The 16,742-nt window shown below is 63.4% G+C and carries 13 protein-coding genes, 1 tRNA gene and 1 pseudogene; 8 read left to right on the top strand and 7 right to left on the bottom strand.

Annotation, left to right across the window (positions count from 1 at the left end):
* Positions 1 to 24: 24 nt before the first annotated feature.
* Together X773_RS57115 and mscL are read right to left on the bottom strand one after the other, a co-directional pair.
* Positions 25 to 1,191 carry a pyridoxal phosphate-dependent aminotransferase gene (locus X773_RS57115; protein WP_023677370.1) on the bottom strand — a complete coding sequence of 389 codons (1,167 nt, stop codon included), beginning with the start codon at positions 1,189 to 1,191 and terminating at the stop codon, positions 25 to 27.
* 110 nt (positions 1,192 to 1,301) lie between these two features.
* A complete protein-coding gene (mscL, locus tag X773_RS57110) occupies positions 1,302 to 1,724 on the bottom strand; it encodes a large conductance mechanosensitive channel protein MscL (RefSeq protein ID WP_023677369.1) in 423 nt (140 codons plus the stop codon).
* Positions 1,725 to 1,955: 231 nt separating this feature from the next.
* Between mscL and X773_RS57105 the strand changes: the two are divergent.
* A pseudogene (locus X773_RS57105) lies at positions 1,956 to 5,448 on the top strand (PAS domain-containing hybrid sensor histidine kinase/response regulator).
* A gap of 3 nt (positions 5,449 to 5,451) precedes the next feature.
* Here the strand turns inward: X773_RS57105 and X773_RS57100 are convergent.
* Positions 5,452 to 6,105, bottom strand: a complete 654-nt coding sequence (locus tag X773_RS57100; protein WP_023677368.1) for a response regulator transcription factor — start codon at positions 6,103 to 6,105, stop codon at positions 5,452 to 5,454.
* Between the two features lie 127 nt (positions 6,106 to 6,232).
* A complete protein-coding gene (locus tag X773_RS57095) occupies positions 6,233 to 6,664 on the bottom strand; it encodes a hypothetical protein (RefSeq protein WP_023677367.1) in 432 nt (143 codons plus the stop codon).
* Positions 6,665 to 6,790: 126 nt separating this feature from the next.
* Between X773_RS57095 and X773_RS57090 the strand changes: the two genes are divergently transcribed.
* Together X773_RS57090 and X773_RS57085 are read left to right on the top strand one after the other, a co-directional pair.
* On the top strand, positions 6,791 to 7,141 hold the full coding sequence (locus X773_RS57090; protein ID WP_023677366.1) for a DUF952 domain-containing protein: 351 nt from the start codon (positions 6,791 to 6,793) through the stop codon (positions 7,139 to 7,141).
* Entirely contained in the window at positions 7,138 to 8,214 is a 1,077-nt protein-coding gene (locus X773_RS57085; RefSeq protein ID WP_023677365.1) for a quinone-dependent dihydroorotate dehydrogenase, read from the top strand. The genes X773_RS57090 and X773_RS57085 overlap by 4 nt, the downstream gene beginning before the upstream one ends.
* A gap of 3 nt (positions 8,215 to 8,217) precedes the next feature.
* Here the strand turns inward: X773_RS57085 and X773_RS57080 are convergent, their stop codons facing one another.
* Positions 8,218 to 9,642, bottom strand: a complete 1,425-nt coding sequence (locus X773_RS57080) for an MATE family efflux transporter (protein WP_031211968.1) — start codon at positions 9,640 to 9,642, stop codon at positions 8,218 to 8,220.
* A gap of 50 nt (positions 9,643 to 9,692) precedes the next feature.
* Between X773_RS57080 and X773_RS57075 the strand changes: the two genes are divergently transcribed.
* Entirely contained in the window at positions 9,693 to 10,595 is a 903-nt protein-coding gene (locus X773_RS57075) for a histone deacetylase (protein WP_023677363.1), read from the top strand.
* 4 nt (positions 10,596 to 10,599) lie between these two features.
* Here the strand turns inward: X773_RS57075 and X773_RS57070 are convergent, their stop codons facing one another.
* Positions 10,600 to 10,863, bottom strand: coding sequence for a DUF6460 domain-containing protein (locus X773_RS57070; RefSeq protein WP_023677362.1), 264 nt, complete (start codon positions 10,861 to 10,863; stop codon positions 10,600 to 10,602).
* A 131-nt stretch (positions 10,864 to 10,994) separates the two neighbouring features.
* Between X773_RS57070 and X773_RS57065 the strand changes: the two genes are divergently transcribed.
* Positions 10,995 to 11,068, top strand: a tRNA-Gly gene (locus X773_RS57065).
* Between the two features lie 313 nt (positions 11,069 to 11,381).
* On the opposite strand, the gene X773_RS57060 is transcribed toward X773_RS57065, so the two are convergent.
* Positions 11,382 to 12,371 carry a LysR family transcriptional regulator gene (locus tag X773_RS57060; RefSeq protein WP_023677361.1) on the bottom strand — a complete coding sequence of 330 codons (990 nt, stop codon included), beginning with the start codon at positions 12,369 to 12,371 and terminating at the stop codon, positions 11,382 to 11,384.
* A gap of 317 nt (positions 12,372 to 12,688) precedes the next feature.
* On the opposite strand from X773_RS57060, the gene chvE reads away from it, so the two are divergent.
* From chvE to mmsB, 3 genes are all read left to right on the top strand, one after another.
* The gene (chvE, locus tag X773_RS57055) at positions 12,689 to 13,753 is read left to right on the top strand and encodes a multiple monosaccharide ABC transporter substrate-binding protein (RefSeq protein WP_023677360.1); all 1,065 of its coding nucleotides are present in this window, start codon (positions 12,689 to 12,691) and stop codon (positions 13,751 to 13,753) included.
* A 99-nt stretch (positions 13,754 to 13,852) separates the two neighbouring features.
* Positions 13,853 to 15,385 (top strand): multiple monosaccharide ABC transporter ATP-binding protein, encoded by a 1,533-nt coding sequence (mmsA, locus tag X773_RS57050; protein WP_023677359.1) that lies wholly within the window; start codon positions 13,853 to 13,855, stop codon positions 15,383 to 15,385.
* The gene (gene mmsB, locus X773_RS57045; RefSeq protein ID WP_023677358.1) at positions 15,382 to 16,674 is read left to right on the top strand and encodes a multiple monosaccharide ABC transporter permease; all 1,293 of its coding nucleotides are present in this window, start codon (positions 15,382 to 15,384) and stop codon (positions 16,672 to 16,674) included. The genes mmsA and mmsB overlap by 4 nt, the downstream gene beginning before the upstream one ends.
* Positions 16,675 to 16,742: the final 68 nt, after the last annotated feature.

The following is a 16,742-nucleotide window of genomic DNA, read 5'->3' as shown; positions in this document are numbered from 1 at the left end:
ATTTGGTCGTCAGAGCGAAGTCGCTCAGACAGTCTTCATCCATTTCGCCAGCCTATTTGCCGCTTCCTCGAGCTGGTCGAGGCGGCGGTGGAAGCACAGCCTGAGGAAGGCTTCGCCGCCGGGGCCGAAGGCGGTGCCGGGCGCCAGGCCGACATTGGCGCGGTCGACCATGTCGAAGGCGGCAGCGCGGGAATCGGTGATGCCGTCGACCGCAAAGAACAAATAGAATGCGCCCTGCGGCACTGTGAACCGCGCCCTGCCGGTGGTAGCGAGAATGCCGCAGACCAGGTCGCGCGCCGCCCTCGCCCGCTCCACCTGCTCGACGATGAAGGCGTCGCCTTCGTCGAGGGCGACGACGGCGCCGCGCTGCATGAACTGCGCAACGCCGGAAGTCGAATACTGGACCAGGTTCTCGAACACCTGCTGCAAGGCGGGATGGATCTTGATCCAGCCGATGCGCCAGCCGGTCATCGCCCAGTTCTTGGAAAAGGAATTGACGAACAGGATGCGATCCTCATCGGCCATGATGTCGATGAAGGACGGCGCGCGGCCATGGCCGTAATGAAACAGCGAGTAGATCTCGTCGGCGATGATCCACAGGCCCCTTTCGCGGGCGAGATCGAGGATCGCCTGCAGCGTCTCCTTGTCGGCGGTCCAGCCGGTCGGGTTGGACGGCGTGTTGACGAACAGCGCCTTGGTCCGTGGCGTGATCGCCGCTGCGATCTTGTCGACATCGCAAGACCAGCCATTGCCCGACTGATCGAGCGTGACCGCGACTGGAACGGCGCCCGCGATGCCGGCGGCGGCGGCGAAGTTCGGCCATGCCGGCGACAGGTAGACGAGTTCGTCGCCCTTGCCGGCCACCGCATCGATGGCCATCTGGATGGCATGCATGCCGGAGCCGGTGACGATGAATTCCTCGTTGGCGAAAGTCTTGCCGAAATGCCTGGTGTAGTAGCGGGCGAGCGCCTGCCTGAGTTCAGGAATGCCCCTCTGCCAGGTGTAGAAGGTTTCGCCGCCAGCCATCGCCTTGGCGGCGGCATCGGTGATGAAGGCAGGCGTCGGCAGGTCGCCCTCGCCGGCCCAGAGCGGGATCATGCCGTCGCGGCCGCGGCCGCGATTCATGACGGCGACAATGCCGCTTTCAGGCGCCGCCCGCGCTTCGGCGCGCAGAGTATCGATCAGGGTCATGGATGGTCCGCTTTCGTTTGCTCGACTGCTAGCGTGTTTCAGGGCGGACGAAAACAGAAAACCCCGGCCGCAAGCGACCGGGGTTTTGGTCCAGAAAGTTACCGCAGGCGCTACTTTCTGGCGAGGAGATCGCGAATTTCGGTGAGCAGCGCGACATCGGCCGGCGGCGGAGCGGCCGGGGCGGCCGGTTTCTCGCGCTCCAGCCGCTGGCGCAGATTGTTCACCGCTTTGACCATCAGGAAGATGATGAAGGCGAGGATAAGGAAGTTCAGCGCCACGGTGATGAAGCTGCCATAGGCGAAGACCGCGCCCTGTTTCTTTGCCTCAGCCAGCGATGTGGCGTTAACGGCCGAGGACAAGGGCAGAAAGTAGTTGTTGAAGTCCAATCCGCCCAAAATCGCCCCGATGACCGGCATGATGATGTCGTCGACCAGCGAGGTGACGATCTTGCCGAAGGCAGCGCCAATGATGACGGCGACGGCCAGGTCCATCACATTGCCCCTGGAAATGAATTCCTGAAACTCTTTCAGCATTCGACGCCTCCTTGTCTTGACCGGCCGTTCTGCCGCTCCTCCGGCATCGACCGGCAGGCAGAATAGCAAAAACCTGCGGTTGCAACAGGAGCAAAAGCTGGTTTCAGCCGGTCACGATTGCCCGACGCAGCCGATATAATACGCCGAAAGCCGCGATGGACTCGGTCGCCAAGCTGTGATTGCGTCTGGAAGGCCGGATGAAAAAGCCGGCGCAGGGAGGAAGTTCGAGCCGTGCAAGGCTGGTTCATCGTCATCATCGCGATCGCCTATGTGACGTTGCTGTTCGTCATCGCCAGCCTGGGCGACCGCCGCTCGACTTCAACCGGGCCCGGCCGCGCCCGGCCGTTCATCTATGCGCTCAGCCTCGCGATCTACTGCACCTCCTGGACTTTCTTCGGCTCGGTCGGCCTGTCCTCCGAGCGCGGCCTGGAGTTCCTCGGCATCTATATCGGACCGGTCCTGGTGTTCGTGTTCGGCTTTCCGCTGCTGCAGCGCATCGTCAGGCTGGCCAAGACCGAGAAGATCACCTCGATCGCCGACTTTCTCGGTGCCCGCTACGGCAAGAGCTTCGCTGTCGCGGCGATCGCCACGCTGATCGCGACCATCGGCGCCGTGCCGTATATCGCGCTGCAATTGAAGGCAATCTCCGGCTCGGTCAGCCTGATGGTCGAGCACTATACCGGCTCGCCGCCGTCGTTCGATCCGTTCGTCAGTGACATCTCGCTGGTCGTGGCCATGCTGCTGGCGCTGTTTGCGGTGCTGTTCGGCACGCGCCATGCCGATGCCACCGAGCACCAGGACGGGCTGGTGCTGGCTGTGGCGGTCGAGACCGTGGTCAAGCTCGCCGCCTTCCTGGCGATCGGCCTGATGGTCACGTTCCTGATCTTCGGCGGGCCAGGCGATATGTTCGACCAGCTCGCCGAAAACACGCAGGTGCGCAAGGCGATGGGCTACAACACCTCGCTCGCTACCTGGCTGGTGCTGACATGCCTGAGCGGCTTTGCCATCCTCATGCTGCCGCGCCAGTTCTACGTCACCATCGTCGAAAACCGCAGCGAGGCCGAGCTGCGCACCGCGACATGGGTGTTTCCGCTCTATCTGGTGGCAATCAACCTGTTCGTGCTGCCGATCGCATTGGCCGGCCTGGAACTGGTCGGCCCCAGGACCAGCAGCGACCTTTACGTGCTGTCGCTGCCGCTGTTCAGCGGCCACGACGTGCTGGCCATGGCCGCCTTCATCGGCGGGCTGTCGGCGGCGACCGCAATGGTGATCGTCGAAAGCGTCGCGCTGTCGATCATGATCTCCAACGACCTGGTCATTCCGCTGTTCGTGCGCCGGCTTCTGCGGACCACGACATCCGAGNGAGAACGAGGACTGGTCGACGCTCATCCTCAATGTACGGCGGGCGGCGATCTTCATCATGCTGTTCATCGCCTTTCTCTACTACCGCGAGAGCACCAACAGCGCGCGGCTGTCCTCGATCGGCCTGATGTCGTTCGCCGCGATCGCACAGTTCGCGCCGGCAATGATCGGCGGCCTGGTCTGGCGCGGCGCCAACGGCCGGGGTGCGGCGCTTGGCATGGTCGCCGGCATCGTCGTCTGGAGCTATACGCTGCTGCTTCCCTCGCTCGTCGCGCCCGATACCGGCATCCTCGTCCACGGCCTGTTCGGCTTCGATGCATTGCGGCCGCAGGCTCTTTTCGGCACCGTCGCCGAGCCGCTGAACCATGGCGTGCTGTGGAGCCTGTCGATCAACACGCTGTTTTTTGTGTTCGGCTCGCTATCGCGCGCCTCTGTGCCGCTGGAACGCATCCAGGCGTCGATCTTCGTGCCGCGCGAAGCGGGTCCGCTGCCCAGCCTGCGCCGCTTCCGCACCACCATTACCGTCAACGACCTCAAGGACACGATCGCGCGCTATCTCGGTGTCGAACGGACCGAGCGGTCCTTTCAGTCGTTCGAAAAGAGCAGCGGCACTTCACTGCTCGGCAACGAACAGGCCAGCATGGATGTCATCCGCTTCTCCGAGCAGCTTCTGGCCAGTGCCGTCGGCTCCTCTTCGGCGCGGCTGATCCTGTCGCTGCTGCTGCGCCGCAACGACCGCGAATCCAAGGACGCCTTCCGCCTGCTCGATGACGCCACCGAGGCGCTGCAGCACAATCGCGACCTGCTGCAGATCGCACTCGACCAGATGGAACAGGGCATCACTGTCTTCGACCGCGATTTCCGGTTGATTTGCTGGAACCGCCAGTACCGGGCGCTGTTCGACCTGCCCGACGAGATGGGCCAGGTCGGCGTCTCACTCGATCGTATCCTGCGCCACCTTGCCGAGCGCGGTGACATACCGGCAGACCAGCGCGTCACCATGCTCAACCGCCTGACCAGCTTCGTCAGCCCATGGCAGATGGAGCTGAAGACAAGCGGGCGCATCCTGGAATTGCGCTCCAATCCGATGCCGGACGGCGGCATCGTCGCCACCTACGCCGACATTTCCGGACGTGTCGAGCAGGATCTGGCGCTGAAGCGCGCGAACGAATCCCTGGAACAGCGAGTGAAGAGCCGCACCGCCGAGCTCACCCGCGTCAATGAGGAGCTGGCGCAGGCGCAGATGCTGGCCGAGGAGGCCAATCTCGGCAAGACCCGCTTCCTCGCTGCCGCCGGCCACGACATCCTGCAGCCGCTGAACGCCGCCCGCCTCTATTGCTCGTCGCTGATCGAGAAGACCGGCAAGGGACCTGCCGGCAAGGCGGCGATGAACATCGAATCGTCGCTGGAATCGGTCGAGACCATCCTCGGCGCGGTGCTCGACATTTCGCGCCTCGATGCCGGCGCGATGAAGCCGGACGATACGAGCTTCGGCCTCGACGGGCTGCTGCGCCAGATCGGCAACGACTTCCGGCCGCTTGCCGCCGAAAAGAAGCTCGAACTCTCGATCATGCCGTCGTCGCTCAGCGTCATGACGGACCGCAATCTGCTGCGCCGGCTGATCCAGAACCTGGTTTCCAACGCCATCAAGTATACGCGCCGTGGCCGCATCCTGGTCGGCGCGCGGCGGCGCGGCGAACTGGCCGAGATCCAGGTTATCGACACCGGCATCGGCATTGCCGGCGACGAGCTCAACACCGTGTTCCGCGAATTCACCCGGCTCGACGAGGGCGCACGCGAGGCGGAAGGCCTCGGCCTTGGGCTCTCCATTGTCGACCGCATCGCCCGCGTCCTGCGCCTCGAAATCCGGATCTTCTCCAACCCAGGCAAGGGCACACGCTTTTCCGTGTTGCTGCCGGTGGTGGCCGTGCAGGCACCGCGGCGCGAGGCCGAGGCGAAGCCGCCTGCCCGTGCCGCGGCCTCGCTTGCCGGGCTCCATGTGCTCTGCATCGACAACGACGCCCGCATCCTCGACGGCATGCGGCTGCTGCTCGAGGGTTGGGGCTGCAGCGTCGACACGCTTTCCGGCGCGGAGGATTTCGACAGGTCCGGCATGCATCGGCCGGACCTCGTGCTTGCCGACTATCATCTCGACAACAGGACCGGCCTCGAATTGATCGCCCAGTTGCGTGCGATCCATGGCGAGGACCTGCCGGCCGTGCTGGTCACCGCCGACCGCTCCAGCGAGGTTCGCGCCGCCGCCGGCAGGCTCGACGTGCCGGTGATCAGCAAACCACTGAAACCGGCGATGCTGCGCTCGATGATGGCCAGGGTCAGGCCGCTGGCGCCGGCGGCCGAATAGGAATCAGCCGGCCGTCTGCAGCGGGTCGCTGCCGATTTTGGACAAAAGGATGACCGCCTGCGTGCGGCTGTCGACGCCGAGCTTCTGCAGGATGGCCGAGACATGCGCTTTGATCGTCGCTTCGGAGACCCCGAGCTCATAGGCGATCTGCTTGTTGAGCAGTCCCTCAGCCAGCATGCCGAGCACGCGCGTCTGCTGCGGGGTCAGCGCCTGCAGCCGCTTGATCAGGTCGGAAATCTCGGGATCGCGCTCGACGCCGAGATCGATGCCGACGGGAGCCGCGATATCGCCTGCGAGCACCGACTGCACCGCATTGCGGATCTCCTCCATGCTGGCCGATTTGGAGATGAAGCCGGAGGCGCCGAGATCGAGCGCGCGCCGGATCGTCACCGGATCGTCATGCGCCGAGACCACCATCATCGGCACCGCCGGATGGATGCCGCGCAGCGAAATCAGGCCGGAAAGACCGCTTGCCCCCGGCATCGAGAGATCGAGCAGCACCAGATCGACATCCTCATTGGCCAGGACAAGCGCCTTGGCGCTTTCGAAATCGCCAGCCTCGTGAATGGCGGCAACATCTCCGATACCCGCGAGTGCCTCCCTCAATGCACCGCGAAAAAGCGGGTGATCATCGGCAATGACGAATGTGTAGCCCAACGGTGATATCCCTCCCCGAATCCCGTTGGCGATGTTCCGCCTTGCAGGATCTGAACGATTGTAACGCTACGCCTGCCGTCCGGCGTGGGCGGCTTGCTATTCCCGCCCCAGGTCTTTTGCGAATTGCCTAGGTCTTTTGCGAATTGAGCTTGGCGCCGTCGTCGTCCTTGTCCATGTCCTTGACGATATCCATGAAGCTGCGCAGGAAGCGCTCCATGTAGCCCATCGTCTTGTTGAAATCCTCCTCGCTGGGCAAAGTCGATTCGAAACGGGCGGCAAGCGAATTTTCGAGCTTGGCGACGCGTTCGTCGAGCGCCTTCACCGAACTTTGCAGCCGGTCGACCTCATCTTGTAGGGCGGCACGTTCGTCGGCCGCCGTCTTGCAGACGAGCTGGCCGGAGCGTTCCTCGCAGAGCGACATGGCGCCGGTTTGCGTATCCATGCGGACATAGCCATTGGCCGATTTCTCCAACCGGTAGCGATCGGCTTCCTCGGAAAAGGCCGACGCCGCGACAAGCGACACCAGTGCTGCGGGGATCAAGACGTGTTTCAGACGCATGTTTTCCTCCATGAGCCAGTCAGCGCAATCTATCACAGTTTGCGCCTGAAATGGGGATGAACCTGAAATGGGGAAGAACACGGGCCTGCCCTTCCCCGCGTGGTCGGTTCGGACTATAGCGCAACGATGTCCGAGATCATCTACAAGATAGTTCCCGAGGCGCTGTGGCGCGAGGCTGAAAGAGAAGGCGGCTTCACCGGCGCGCCGATCGACGTCGCCGACGGCTTCATCCATTTTTCCACCGCCGGGCAGGTTCGGGAAACGGCGGCCAAACATTTCGCCGGCCAAAGCCGGTTGCTGCTGGTCGCCGTCGATAGCGCGCGCCTCGGCGATGCGCTGAAATATGAGGTCTCGCGCGGCGGCGCCCTGTTCCCGCATCTCTATGGCGGGCTCGGCCTCGATGCGGTCGTTTCGGTGCAGGCATTGCCGCTCGGCGCTGACGGCCGGCATGAATTCCCGGCGCTGGAGGCCGAATGAGCGCGTTCGACCGGATCGGCCAGAAACTGCTGTTCACGCTCGATCCGGAAACCGCGCATGGGCTGTCGATTGCCGCGCTGAGATGCGGGCTGCCGGTCGCCGGTCGTCCGCCGCAGGACAACAGGTTAAAGGTCAGCCGTTGCGGGCTCGGTTTCCCGAACCCGCTCGGCATGGCCGCGGGTTACGACAAGAATGCCGAAGTGCCGGACGCGCTGCTCGGCCTCGGCTTCGGCTTCGCCGAGGTCGGCACGATCACGCCGCTGCCGCAGACCGGCAATCCGAAGCCGCGCATCTTCCGGCTGCCTTCGGACGGGGCAGTGATCAACCGGCTGGGCTTCAACAATGAAGGCCACGCCGCCGCGGAAAAGCGCCTTGCCGCCCGCATGGGCCGTGCCGGCATCGTCGGCGTCAACATCGGCGCCAACAAGGACAGCACCGACCGCGTCAGTGACTATGAACGCGGCGTGGTCCGGTTCGCGCGATATGCCAGTTATCTGGCAATCAACATCTCCTCGCCGAACACGCCGGGCCTGCGCAACATGCAGGCACGCGAACAGCTTGGCGAACTTCTGTCGCGGGTCATGGCCGCGCGTGCGGCAGCACCGGCAAAACCGCCCGTGTTCCTCAAGATCGCGCCGGATCTGGTCGAGGCCGAGCTTGAGGACATCGCCGCCGAGATCAGCGACAAGCAAATGGACGGCGTCATCGTCTCCAACACAACGATCGCGCGAGCCGGCCTGAGCAGCGCCGGCCTTGCCGGCGAGACCGGCGGGCTTTCGGGGAAACCCTTGTTCGAGCGCTCGACTATCGTGCTGGCAAGGATGCGAAAACTGCTTGGCCCGGATCCCACCATCATCGGCGTCGGCGGCGTCGATTCCGCCGAGACGGCGCTGGAAAAGATCCGTGCCGGCGCCGATCTCGTCCAGCTCTATACCGGCATGATCTATGCCGGGCCCGCGCTGCCGGGGCGCATTCTTTCCGGCATGGCCCGTTTCATGGACAGTCAACGGCTGAAGTCGCTGCGCGAGCTTCGCGACAGCCGCCTCGATCACTGGGCGGCGAAACCGTTTTAGCGATCAGCCAAAGACCGCGCGCACCCGCAGCCGCAATATGGCGAGCAGGCTGAAGCCGCGTACCAGCAGGAAGACATGCAACGCCGCCCACAAGCCGTGATTACCGAAGGCCGGCGCCAGGATCAGCAGCGCGGCGCTGAACGCCAGGAATGACAACAGCATCATGTTGCGCATGTCGCGCGACCATGTTGCGCCGATGAAGACACCGTCCATCTGGAAAGCCAGCACGCCGCTGAGCGCGGTGAACGCCGCCCAGGGCAGGTAGATGTCGGCAATGGCGCGGACGTCCGTCGCGGTCGTGATCAGGGCGATCAGATCCGTGCCCTCCAGCAGGAAGAAGAGTGTCGCCGCGCCGGCCAGACCGAGTCCCCAAAGCAGCGTCAGCCGCACCGCCTGGTTAAAGGCGGTGGCGGCGCGCGCTCCGATGGCGCGGCCGGCGAGCTGCTCGGCGGCAGTGGCGAAACCGTCGATGAAATAGCCGGCAACCAGGAACAGGTTCATCAGCACGGCGTTGGCGGCCAGCGTCAGCGTGCCGAACTGCGCGCCCTGGCGCGTGAACAGCGCGAAGGCGGCGAGCAGCGAAAAGGAGCGGATCATGATATCGCGGTTGAGCGACATCATGCGCAGGAATGCCGGCAGATCGAGGACGCGGTGGCGCGGCAGCCTGGGTGCCGCCCAGAAGCGCCGGCCGACGATGGCGAGACCCAGCAGCATGGCGACGAATTCGCCGGTGAGCGTCGCCCAGGCGACGCCGGCGACGCCCCAGCCGAACTCCAGGCCAAGCAGGAAGCAGAGGGCGATGTTGATGCCGTTCAGTATCAATTGCAGCATCAGCCCGAGCCCGCCCTCGCCGCGCCCAAGCACGTAACCGAGGATGGCGTAATTGATCAGGGAGAACGGTGCGGCGAGCATCCTGATGCGGATATAGACGTCCATCGCCGCGCTGACGCGCGGTTCGGCGCCTATGAACCATTGCCCGGCGGTGGAGACCAGCGGCGCAAGCGCGGCAAGCACGACGCCGGCGACGACCGCGATCAGCACGGCGCGCCAGAACACCGCCTGCTCCTCCAGCGCATCGCCGCGCCCGAAGGCCTGGGCGACGAGGCCGGTGGTGCCGGAGCGCAGGAAGTTGAAGGTGGTGAAAACGACGTCGAAGATCAGGGCGCCGGCCGCCAGGCCGCCGAGAAGGGCGGCGTCGCCGAACTGCCCAATCACCGCCGTGTCGACAATTCCGAGCAACGGCGTCGTCAGATAGGCAAGCGTCATCGGCACGGCGATGGCGAGCACCGAGCGGTTGGTGACGACGAAGGCCCTGGCTTCGGTGGCGTGGACTTCGGTGGGTAAAGCCTGCTCCAAACGCGTGTTGCTTCCTGTTGCGGCTTGATCGGCTAGCCGATGTGCCCCAGTTTGCGGACCTCGCGCAACCATCCACCCCGCTATGGTCAACCGAAACCCGCCTCTGGCGCACCGCCCGTCCCATGCCCTTGCAGATCGTTCATCATCCCGACTACGACGCCGGCTTCGCCGTCAACCACCGCTTCCCGATGAGCAAATATCCGCTGCTGATGGATGCCTTGCGGGCACGCGGCCTGGCGCAGCCCGAAGCGCTCAACATGCCGGAGGCGGCGCGGCCATCATGGCTGAAGCTTGCCCACGCGGTCGACTATGTCGACCAGGTGCTTGCCTGCGAAGTGCCGGTGGCGATCGAGCGCGAGATCGGCTTTCCCGTGGGACCGCGGGTTTCGCTGAGGGCGCAGCTCGCAACGGCCGGCACGGTGCTGGCAGCGCGGCTGGCGTTGCTGAACGGCATCGCCTGCAACACCGCCGGCGGCAGCCATCACGCGCGGCGCGCGCAAGGCGCCGGCTTCTGCACCTTCAACGACGTAGCCGTTGCCGCGCTGGTGCTGCTCGCCGAAGCTGCTGTCCAAAACATCCTGGTCGTCGACCTCGACGTGCATCAGGGCGACGGCACGGCGGATATCCTCAACGACGAGCCGCGCGTGTTTACCTTCTCCATGCATGGCGACCGCAACTACCCCGCGCTCAAGATCGCCTCCGATCTCGATGTCGCCCTGCCCGACGGCGCCGGCGATTCAGCCTATCTGGAGCGGCTGGACGCCATCCTGCCGGAGTTGTCGGCGCGAAGGCGCTGGGACCTCGTCTTCTACAATGCCGGCGTCGATGTCCATGTCGAGGACCGGCTCGGCAGGTTGTCGCTCACGGATGACGGGCTGCGTGCCCGCGACGATATGGTGATCCGCCATTTCCGCACGCTTGGCATACCGGTATGCGGCGTTATCGGCGGAGGCTATTCGACGGATGTCGCAGCACTTGCTGCACGGCACGCCATCCTGTTCGAGGTGGCGGCGGGCTACGCCTGAAAATTCATTTCCGGTAGTTAGCGATCCTGAGCAGGATGAAGGCCGGCACGACGATCGCGGCACCGAGCAGGATGTAGCCGAGGAAACGGTCGATGGCGTGGAAGCCCAAATTCCACAGGTCGATGAAGAATTTGCGAATGCCGTAAAGCACATCCATCGGCGACCAGCCGAAGGCATTCATGACCAGCCCGACGAGGAACGACACCACAAGCAGCTTCAGGATCACCCGGAGCGGCGTATCGCCGAGAAAGCGGTTCAGTGCGGACAAGCCTGTCTCCACAGTCGGGTGCCGCGATTCGGGCACATGCCTAGAAATACGCAGTTGATAGCCCTGCATCAAGCCGAGCCCTCAAACCGGATTGCGCATCGGCGCCGGGCCATGATATCGGAGGAACCAGCGCGGGTATGATGTAATGGTAGCTTGTCAGCTTCCCAAGCTGAACGCGCGGGTTCGATTCCCGCTACCCGCTCCAGCTTTTGCCCCCGGTGCATTGCACTTGTTCTGGCCAAGCTGAAAACCAGCGGATTTATAGGCAGTTTTACAGCCCGGCTGGCCGTCTTTCATCTGTTTGGCCGATGTGCCAGTTCGTGGAATATCTCACATTGAGGGTCGGCGGGGCCTCGAATGACCCCAACCGGAAAGTCTACCCTTGGCCCGCTGGCTTCTGCTGGCGGGCTTTTTTTGAGCATCAGGCAGTAGTGGCCGACGTGCATCGGCGCCGCTGCTGGCGGGCCTGTCTGGTCGTCTGGCCGGCCACGGGATGCGCCCGCTACCCGCTCCAACCCTCAGCCCACCTCTCGCAAAATAAAATCGTGCAGCATCTTGGCTGCCGGTGACAGCGCGCGGTTCTTCACCGTGATCAGGCTGTACGGCCTGACCTCGATGTCGAATTCAGTGTGGACGACATCGATAGCGCCGGCCAGGCCCTCGGGGTTCTGGATGAACTTCGCGACCTGGATCGACACCGGCGCGATGGCGTCGGATTGCGCGACCATGACCAGAGTCAATAGCAGCGAGCTGGTGTTGAGGATGCGGTCCGGCAGCGCGATGTTGCGGTTCAAAAAGTTGCTTTCCATCGCCTGGCGCAGCGGCGAGCCGCCCGACTGGAAAACCCAGTCATAGGCGGCGGTGTCTTCCAGCCGCACCGCCTTGCCCTTGGTCAGCGGGTGGCCGCGGCGCACGATCAGGCAGGCTTTCTCGACGCCGATGACGCGCGCTTCGAACAGCCGCGGATTGAGGTCGTCGGGGATGCGGGCGATGATGAAATCGTGGCGCGAGGCGATCAGCTCGCGCGCCAGGACGTTCGATGTCTCGACCTGCATGGTGATTTCGATGCGCGGATAAAGGCGCCGGATCTCGCGGATCGCCGGCACCGCCAGCTCGATCGCCGGTGCTGTCACCGCGCCCAGGAACACCGAGCCGCCTTTGCCCGCCTTGAGCTCGAAAATCTCGCGATCGACCTCGCGCATCTCGAGCAGGATCGATCGCGCGCGCCGTGCCAACGCCTTGCCATAGGGTGTCAGCGTGACGCCGCGCGGCAGCCTTTCGCAGAGCTTGACGTCGAGCACGGCCTCCATCTCGGCGATCATGCGCGAGGCCGCCGGCTGCGAGATGTTCATGACCTGGGCCGCGGCGCTCACCCGGCCGTGCTCGTCGAGGGCTGCGATCATGCGCATGTGACGCAGGCTCAAGCCGCTGCGCAGCAAGGTTCCGCCATCACCCGGAATTTCATCGTAACTGGCTGATATTCCGTCAGGATTTCGCAGCGCCGCCATGATTCTTCCCTACTCTTACGCCCGGCGCCCTGGCTGGATCCGGCAGCGTCGTCACTAGCCTAAGCCATATCAGTCTCGATATAGCAACCATCAAAGATCGCATTTGACAGTTATGGCAAAGCGACACACCCTTCGCGCGTCCTGAGGCTTGACGGTCGGTGACGAGGGAAAACTCGTATCGATTGAAACCAGAGTCTCGGGGCCGATTGGGAGGATACCGGAGATCGATTGACGGCAGCGGCGCGTTTGGCGCTCCTGCACGATTGCGCGGCCCACGAAACCCAAGGGTACGCGTCCATCAACCAGGGAGAGTTAATGTGAAGATTGTCAAGACACTGGCCGCCGTCGCGGCCCTAGGCATCGCGGCCATGACGCTGCCGGCGCAGGCGGGCGAAGGCCTGATCGGCGTGCTGATGCCCACCAAGACCTCGCAGCGCTGGATCAACGACGGCGACGCCGTCAAGTCCCAGCTCGAGGCTCTGGGCTACACTGTCGACCTGCAGTACGCGCAGGACGACATTCCGAACCAGCTCAGCCAGCTGGAAAACGAAATCACCAAGGGCCCGAAGGCGCTGATCATCGCTTCGATCGACGGCACCACGATGGGCGATGCGTTGCAGAAGGCGAATGACGCCGGCGTTGTCGTCGTCGCTTACGACCGCCTGATCAAGAAGACGCCAAATGTCGACTACTACACCACCTTCGACAATTTCGGCGTCGGCGTCATCCAGGCCAAATCGCTGCTCAAGGGTCTCGGTTATCCCGAGAAGAAGGGCCCGTTCAACATCGAGCTGTTCGGCGGTTCGCCGGACGACAACAATGCGTTCTTCTTCTATAACGGCGCCATGTCGGTTCTTCAGCCGCTAATCGACGACAAGACCCTCGTCGTGAAGTCCGGCCAGATGGGCATGGACAAGGTCGGCACGCTGCGCTGGCTGGCGGCAACCGCCCAGGCCCGTATGGACAATCTGCTCTCCGCCAACTACTCGGACGGCAGCCGCGTCGATGGCGTGCTCTCGCCCTATGACGGCCTGTCGCGCGGCATCATCGCTTCGCTGCGCGCCGTAGGCTACGGCACCGCCGATCAGCCATGGCCGATCGTCACCGGACAGGACGCCGAGACCGCTTCGGTCAAGGCGATCATCGCCGGCGAACAGTATTCGACGGTGTTCAAGGACACCCGCGAACTCGCCAAGGCGACGGTCGAACTCGTCGATAAGGTGCTCTCGGGCGGCAAGCCGGAAGGCCTCGACACCACGACCTACAACAACGACGTCAAGGTCGTTCCCTCGATCCTGTTGACGCCGCATGACGTCGACAAGTCGAACTACCAGGCCCTGGTGGTCGACTCCGGCTACATCAAGGCCGAAGAACTGAAGTAATCGCGGTTACAAAGCCTGGGGTCCTGCGCAGGCAGGGCCCCTTTTCGTTGGCGAGCCAGCCCGGTATTGTTTGCGGACCTCGCAGGAGTGGTATTCTCAATGGCATCGACGATTTTGGAGATGCGCGACATCACCAAGACGTTTCCCGGCGTCAAGGCGCTGTCGAACGTCAAGCTCATGGTCGAGGAAGGCGAGATCCATGCCGTGGTCGGCGAGAACGGCGCCGGCAAGTCGACGCTGATGAAGGTGCTGTCGGGTGTGTATCCGTCCGGCACCTATGACGGCCAGATCATCTATCGCGGCGATGAGTGCCATTTCAAAGGCATCCATGACAGCGAGCGCAAGGGCATCGTCATCATCCACCAGGAGCTTGCGCTGGTGCCGATGCTGTCGATCGCCGAAAACATCTTTCTCGGCAACGAGCACGCCAGATACGGCGTCATCGACTGGAATGCCAATGAGGCGCGCACCAGCGCCCTGCTCAAGAAGGTCGGCCTCAAGGAGGACCCCAACACGCTGATCACCAATATCGGCGTCGGCAAGCAGCAGCTGGTCGAGATCGCCAAGGCGCTCAGCAAGGAAGTGAAGTTGCTCATTCTCGACGAGCCGACCGCGAGCCTGTCCGAAAAGGACAGCCAGGCGCTGCTCGATCTGCTGCTCGAATTCAAGCGGCAAGGCATCACTTCGATCCTGATCTCGCACAAGCTCAACGAGGTGAACCGGGTCGCCGACAAGGTCACCATCATCCGTGACGGGCGGACCATCGAGACGCTGGCCAAGAAGGACATCTCGGAGGACCGCATCATTACCTCGATGGTCGGCCGTTCGCTCGACGACCGCTATCCGCCGCGCGAGCCGAAGATCGGCGAGACCGTTCTCGAAGTGAAAAACTGGTCGGTCTACCACCCCATCCATGCCGAGCGGCAGGTCATCAAGGGTATCAACCTCAACGCCCGCAAGGGCGAAGTGGTCGGCATTGCCGGGCTCATGGGCGCCGGCCGGACCGAGTTTGCCATGAGCCTGTTCGGCCGGTCCTATGGCCGTCGCATCACCGGCGAGGTGTTCCTCAACGGCAAGCCGATCGACGTCTCTTCGGTGAGCAAGGCGGTGGAACACGGCATTGCCTACGTTACCGAGGACCGCAAGACCTACGGTCTCAACTTGATCGACCACATCAAGCACAACATCACGCTGGCCAACCTGCCCGGCGTGTCGCGCCACGGCGTGATCGACGATTTGCGCGAGCTTTCGGTCGCCAACGATTATCGCGGCAGGACCAATATCCGCGCCTCGAGCGTCTACCAGATGACCGGCAACCTTTCTGGCGGCAATCAGCAGAAGGTGGTGCTGTCGAAATGGCTGTTCGCCAATCCGGAAGTGCTGATCCTCGACGAGCCGACACGCGGTATCGACGTCGGCGCCAAGTATGAAATCTATACGATCATCGCGCGTCTCGCCTCCGAGGGTAAGGCAATCATCGTCATCTCGTCGGAAATGCCCGAACTGCTCGGCATCACCGACCGCATCTACGTCATGAACGAAGGACGCATCGTCGGCGAAATGGCGGCAAGCGACGCCAGCCAGGAAAAGATAATGCGCGCCATCGTCCGCGGAGAAGGAAAAGCATCATGAGCACCGAAAGCGCTCCCGGGCCGCAGACCGGCGTTGCCCAGGATCTACAACAGGGACCTCGCATTGCCGTCTCGGCGCTGGTCACCAACCTGCGCGAATACGGGTTGGTGCTGGCGTTGATCGCAATCATGGTGTTCTTCCAGTTCACCACGTCCGGAACGCTGTTCAAGCCGGTGAACCTCAGCAATCTCGTGCAGCAGAACAGCTTCATCATCGTGATGGCGCTGGGCATGCTTCTGGTGATCGTTTCGGGTCACATCGATCTCAGCGTCGGCTCCGTCGCCGGCTTCATCGGCGCACTGGCGGCGATGATGATGGTCATCTGGCCGCTTGGCCCATTGAGCAATCCGCTGGTGGTGTCGATCATCTGCCTGATCGTCGGTGGTGCGATCGGCGCGGCACAAGGCTACTGGATTGCCTATCACCGAATACCGAGCTTTATCGTCACGCTGGCGGGCATGCTGATCTTCCGCGGCATCTGCCAGGCGCTGCTGGGTGGCGGGTCTTCCGTAGGGCCGCTTCCCGTCGGCTTCAAGGCGCTCAGTTCCGGCTTCATTCCGGACCTGATCGGCCCATTGACGCTGATACCGCCAACCGTGAACGCCGCCGGCAAAACCATTGTCGGCAGCGGCCTGACGCTGCACCTGACGACGATCGTGATCGGCCTCGTCGCCGTGCTCGCCTATGCCTATTTCGGGCTCAGGGCACGGCGCACCCGCGAGAAACATGGCTACGAAGCCGAGCCCTTCTCGCTGTTCGTCGTCAAGACCCTGGTGATCAGCGCGCTGGCGCTGTTTCTCGTCTACCAATTCGCCACCTATAGGGGCCTCCCCATCGTTCTCATGGTGATGGGCGTGCTGATCGCGTTGTTCGTCTTCGTTACCAAACGCATGACGATCGGCCGTCGCATCTATGCGATGGGCGGCAATGTCAAGGCAGCCCAGCTATCGGGCATCAAGACCGAACGGCTGACGTTGATGGTGTTCATCAATATGGGCGTGCTGTCGGCACTCGGCGGCCTGATTATCGCAGCGCGCCTGGGGCAGGCTGTGCCGGCGGCCGGCCTCGGCAGCGAGCTCGACGTCATCGCCGCGGTGTTCATCGGTGGCGCTTCGGCGATGGGCGGCGTCGGCCAGGTCATCGGCGCGGTGGTCGGCGGCTTCATCATGGGCGTCATGAACAACGGCATGTCGATCATGGGCGTCAATGTCGATTGGCAGCAGGTGGTCAAAGGCCTGGTGCTGCTCGGCGCCGTCGTCTTCGACGTCTACAACAAGAACAAGGCTTGAGAGGCAACCAGGAGGCATACGGGTCACATCGCGGCGCTGCCGGGCGGCGCAAAGAAGTCCCCCGAGGG

The organism is Mesorhizobium sp. LSJC280B00, assembly GCF_000502835.1.
Taxonomy (GTDB): Bacteria; Pseudomonadota; Alphaproteobacteria; order Rhizobiales; family Rhizobiaceae; genus Mesorhizobium.
Note: the sequence above shows the minus strand (reverse complement) of the source record. Positions and strands in the feature narration are given on the sequence as shown.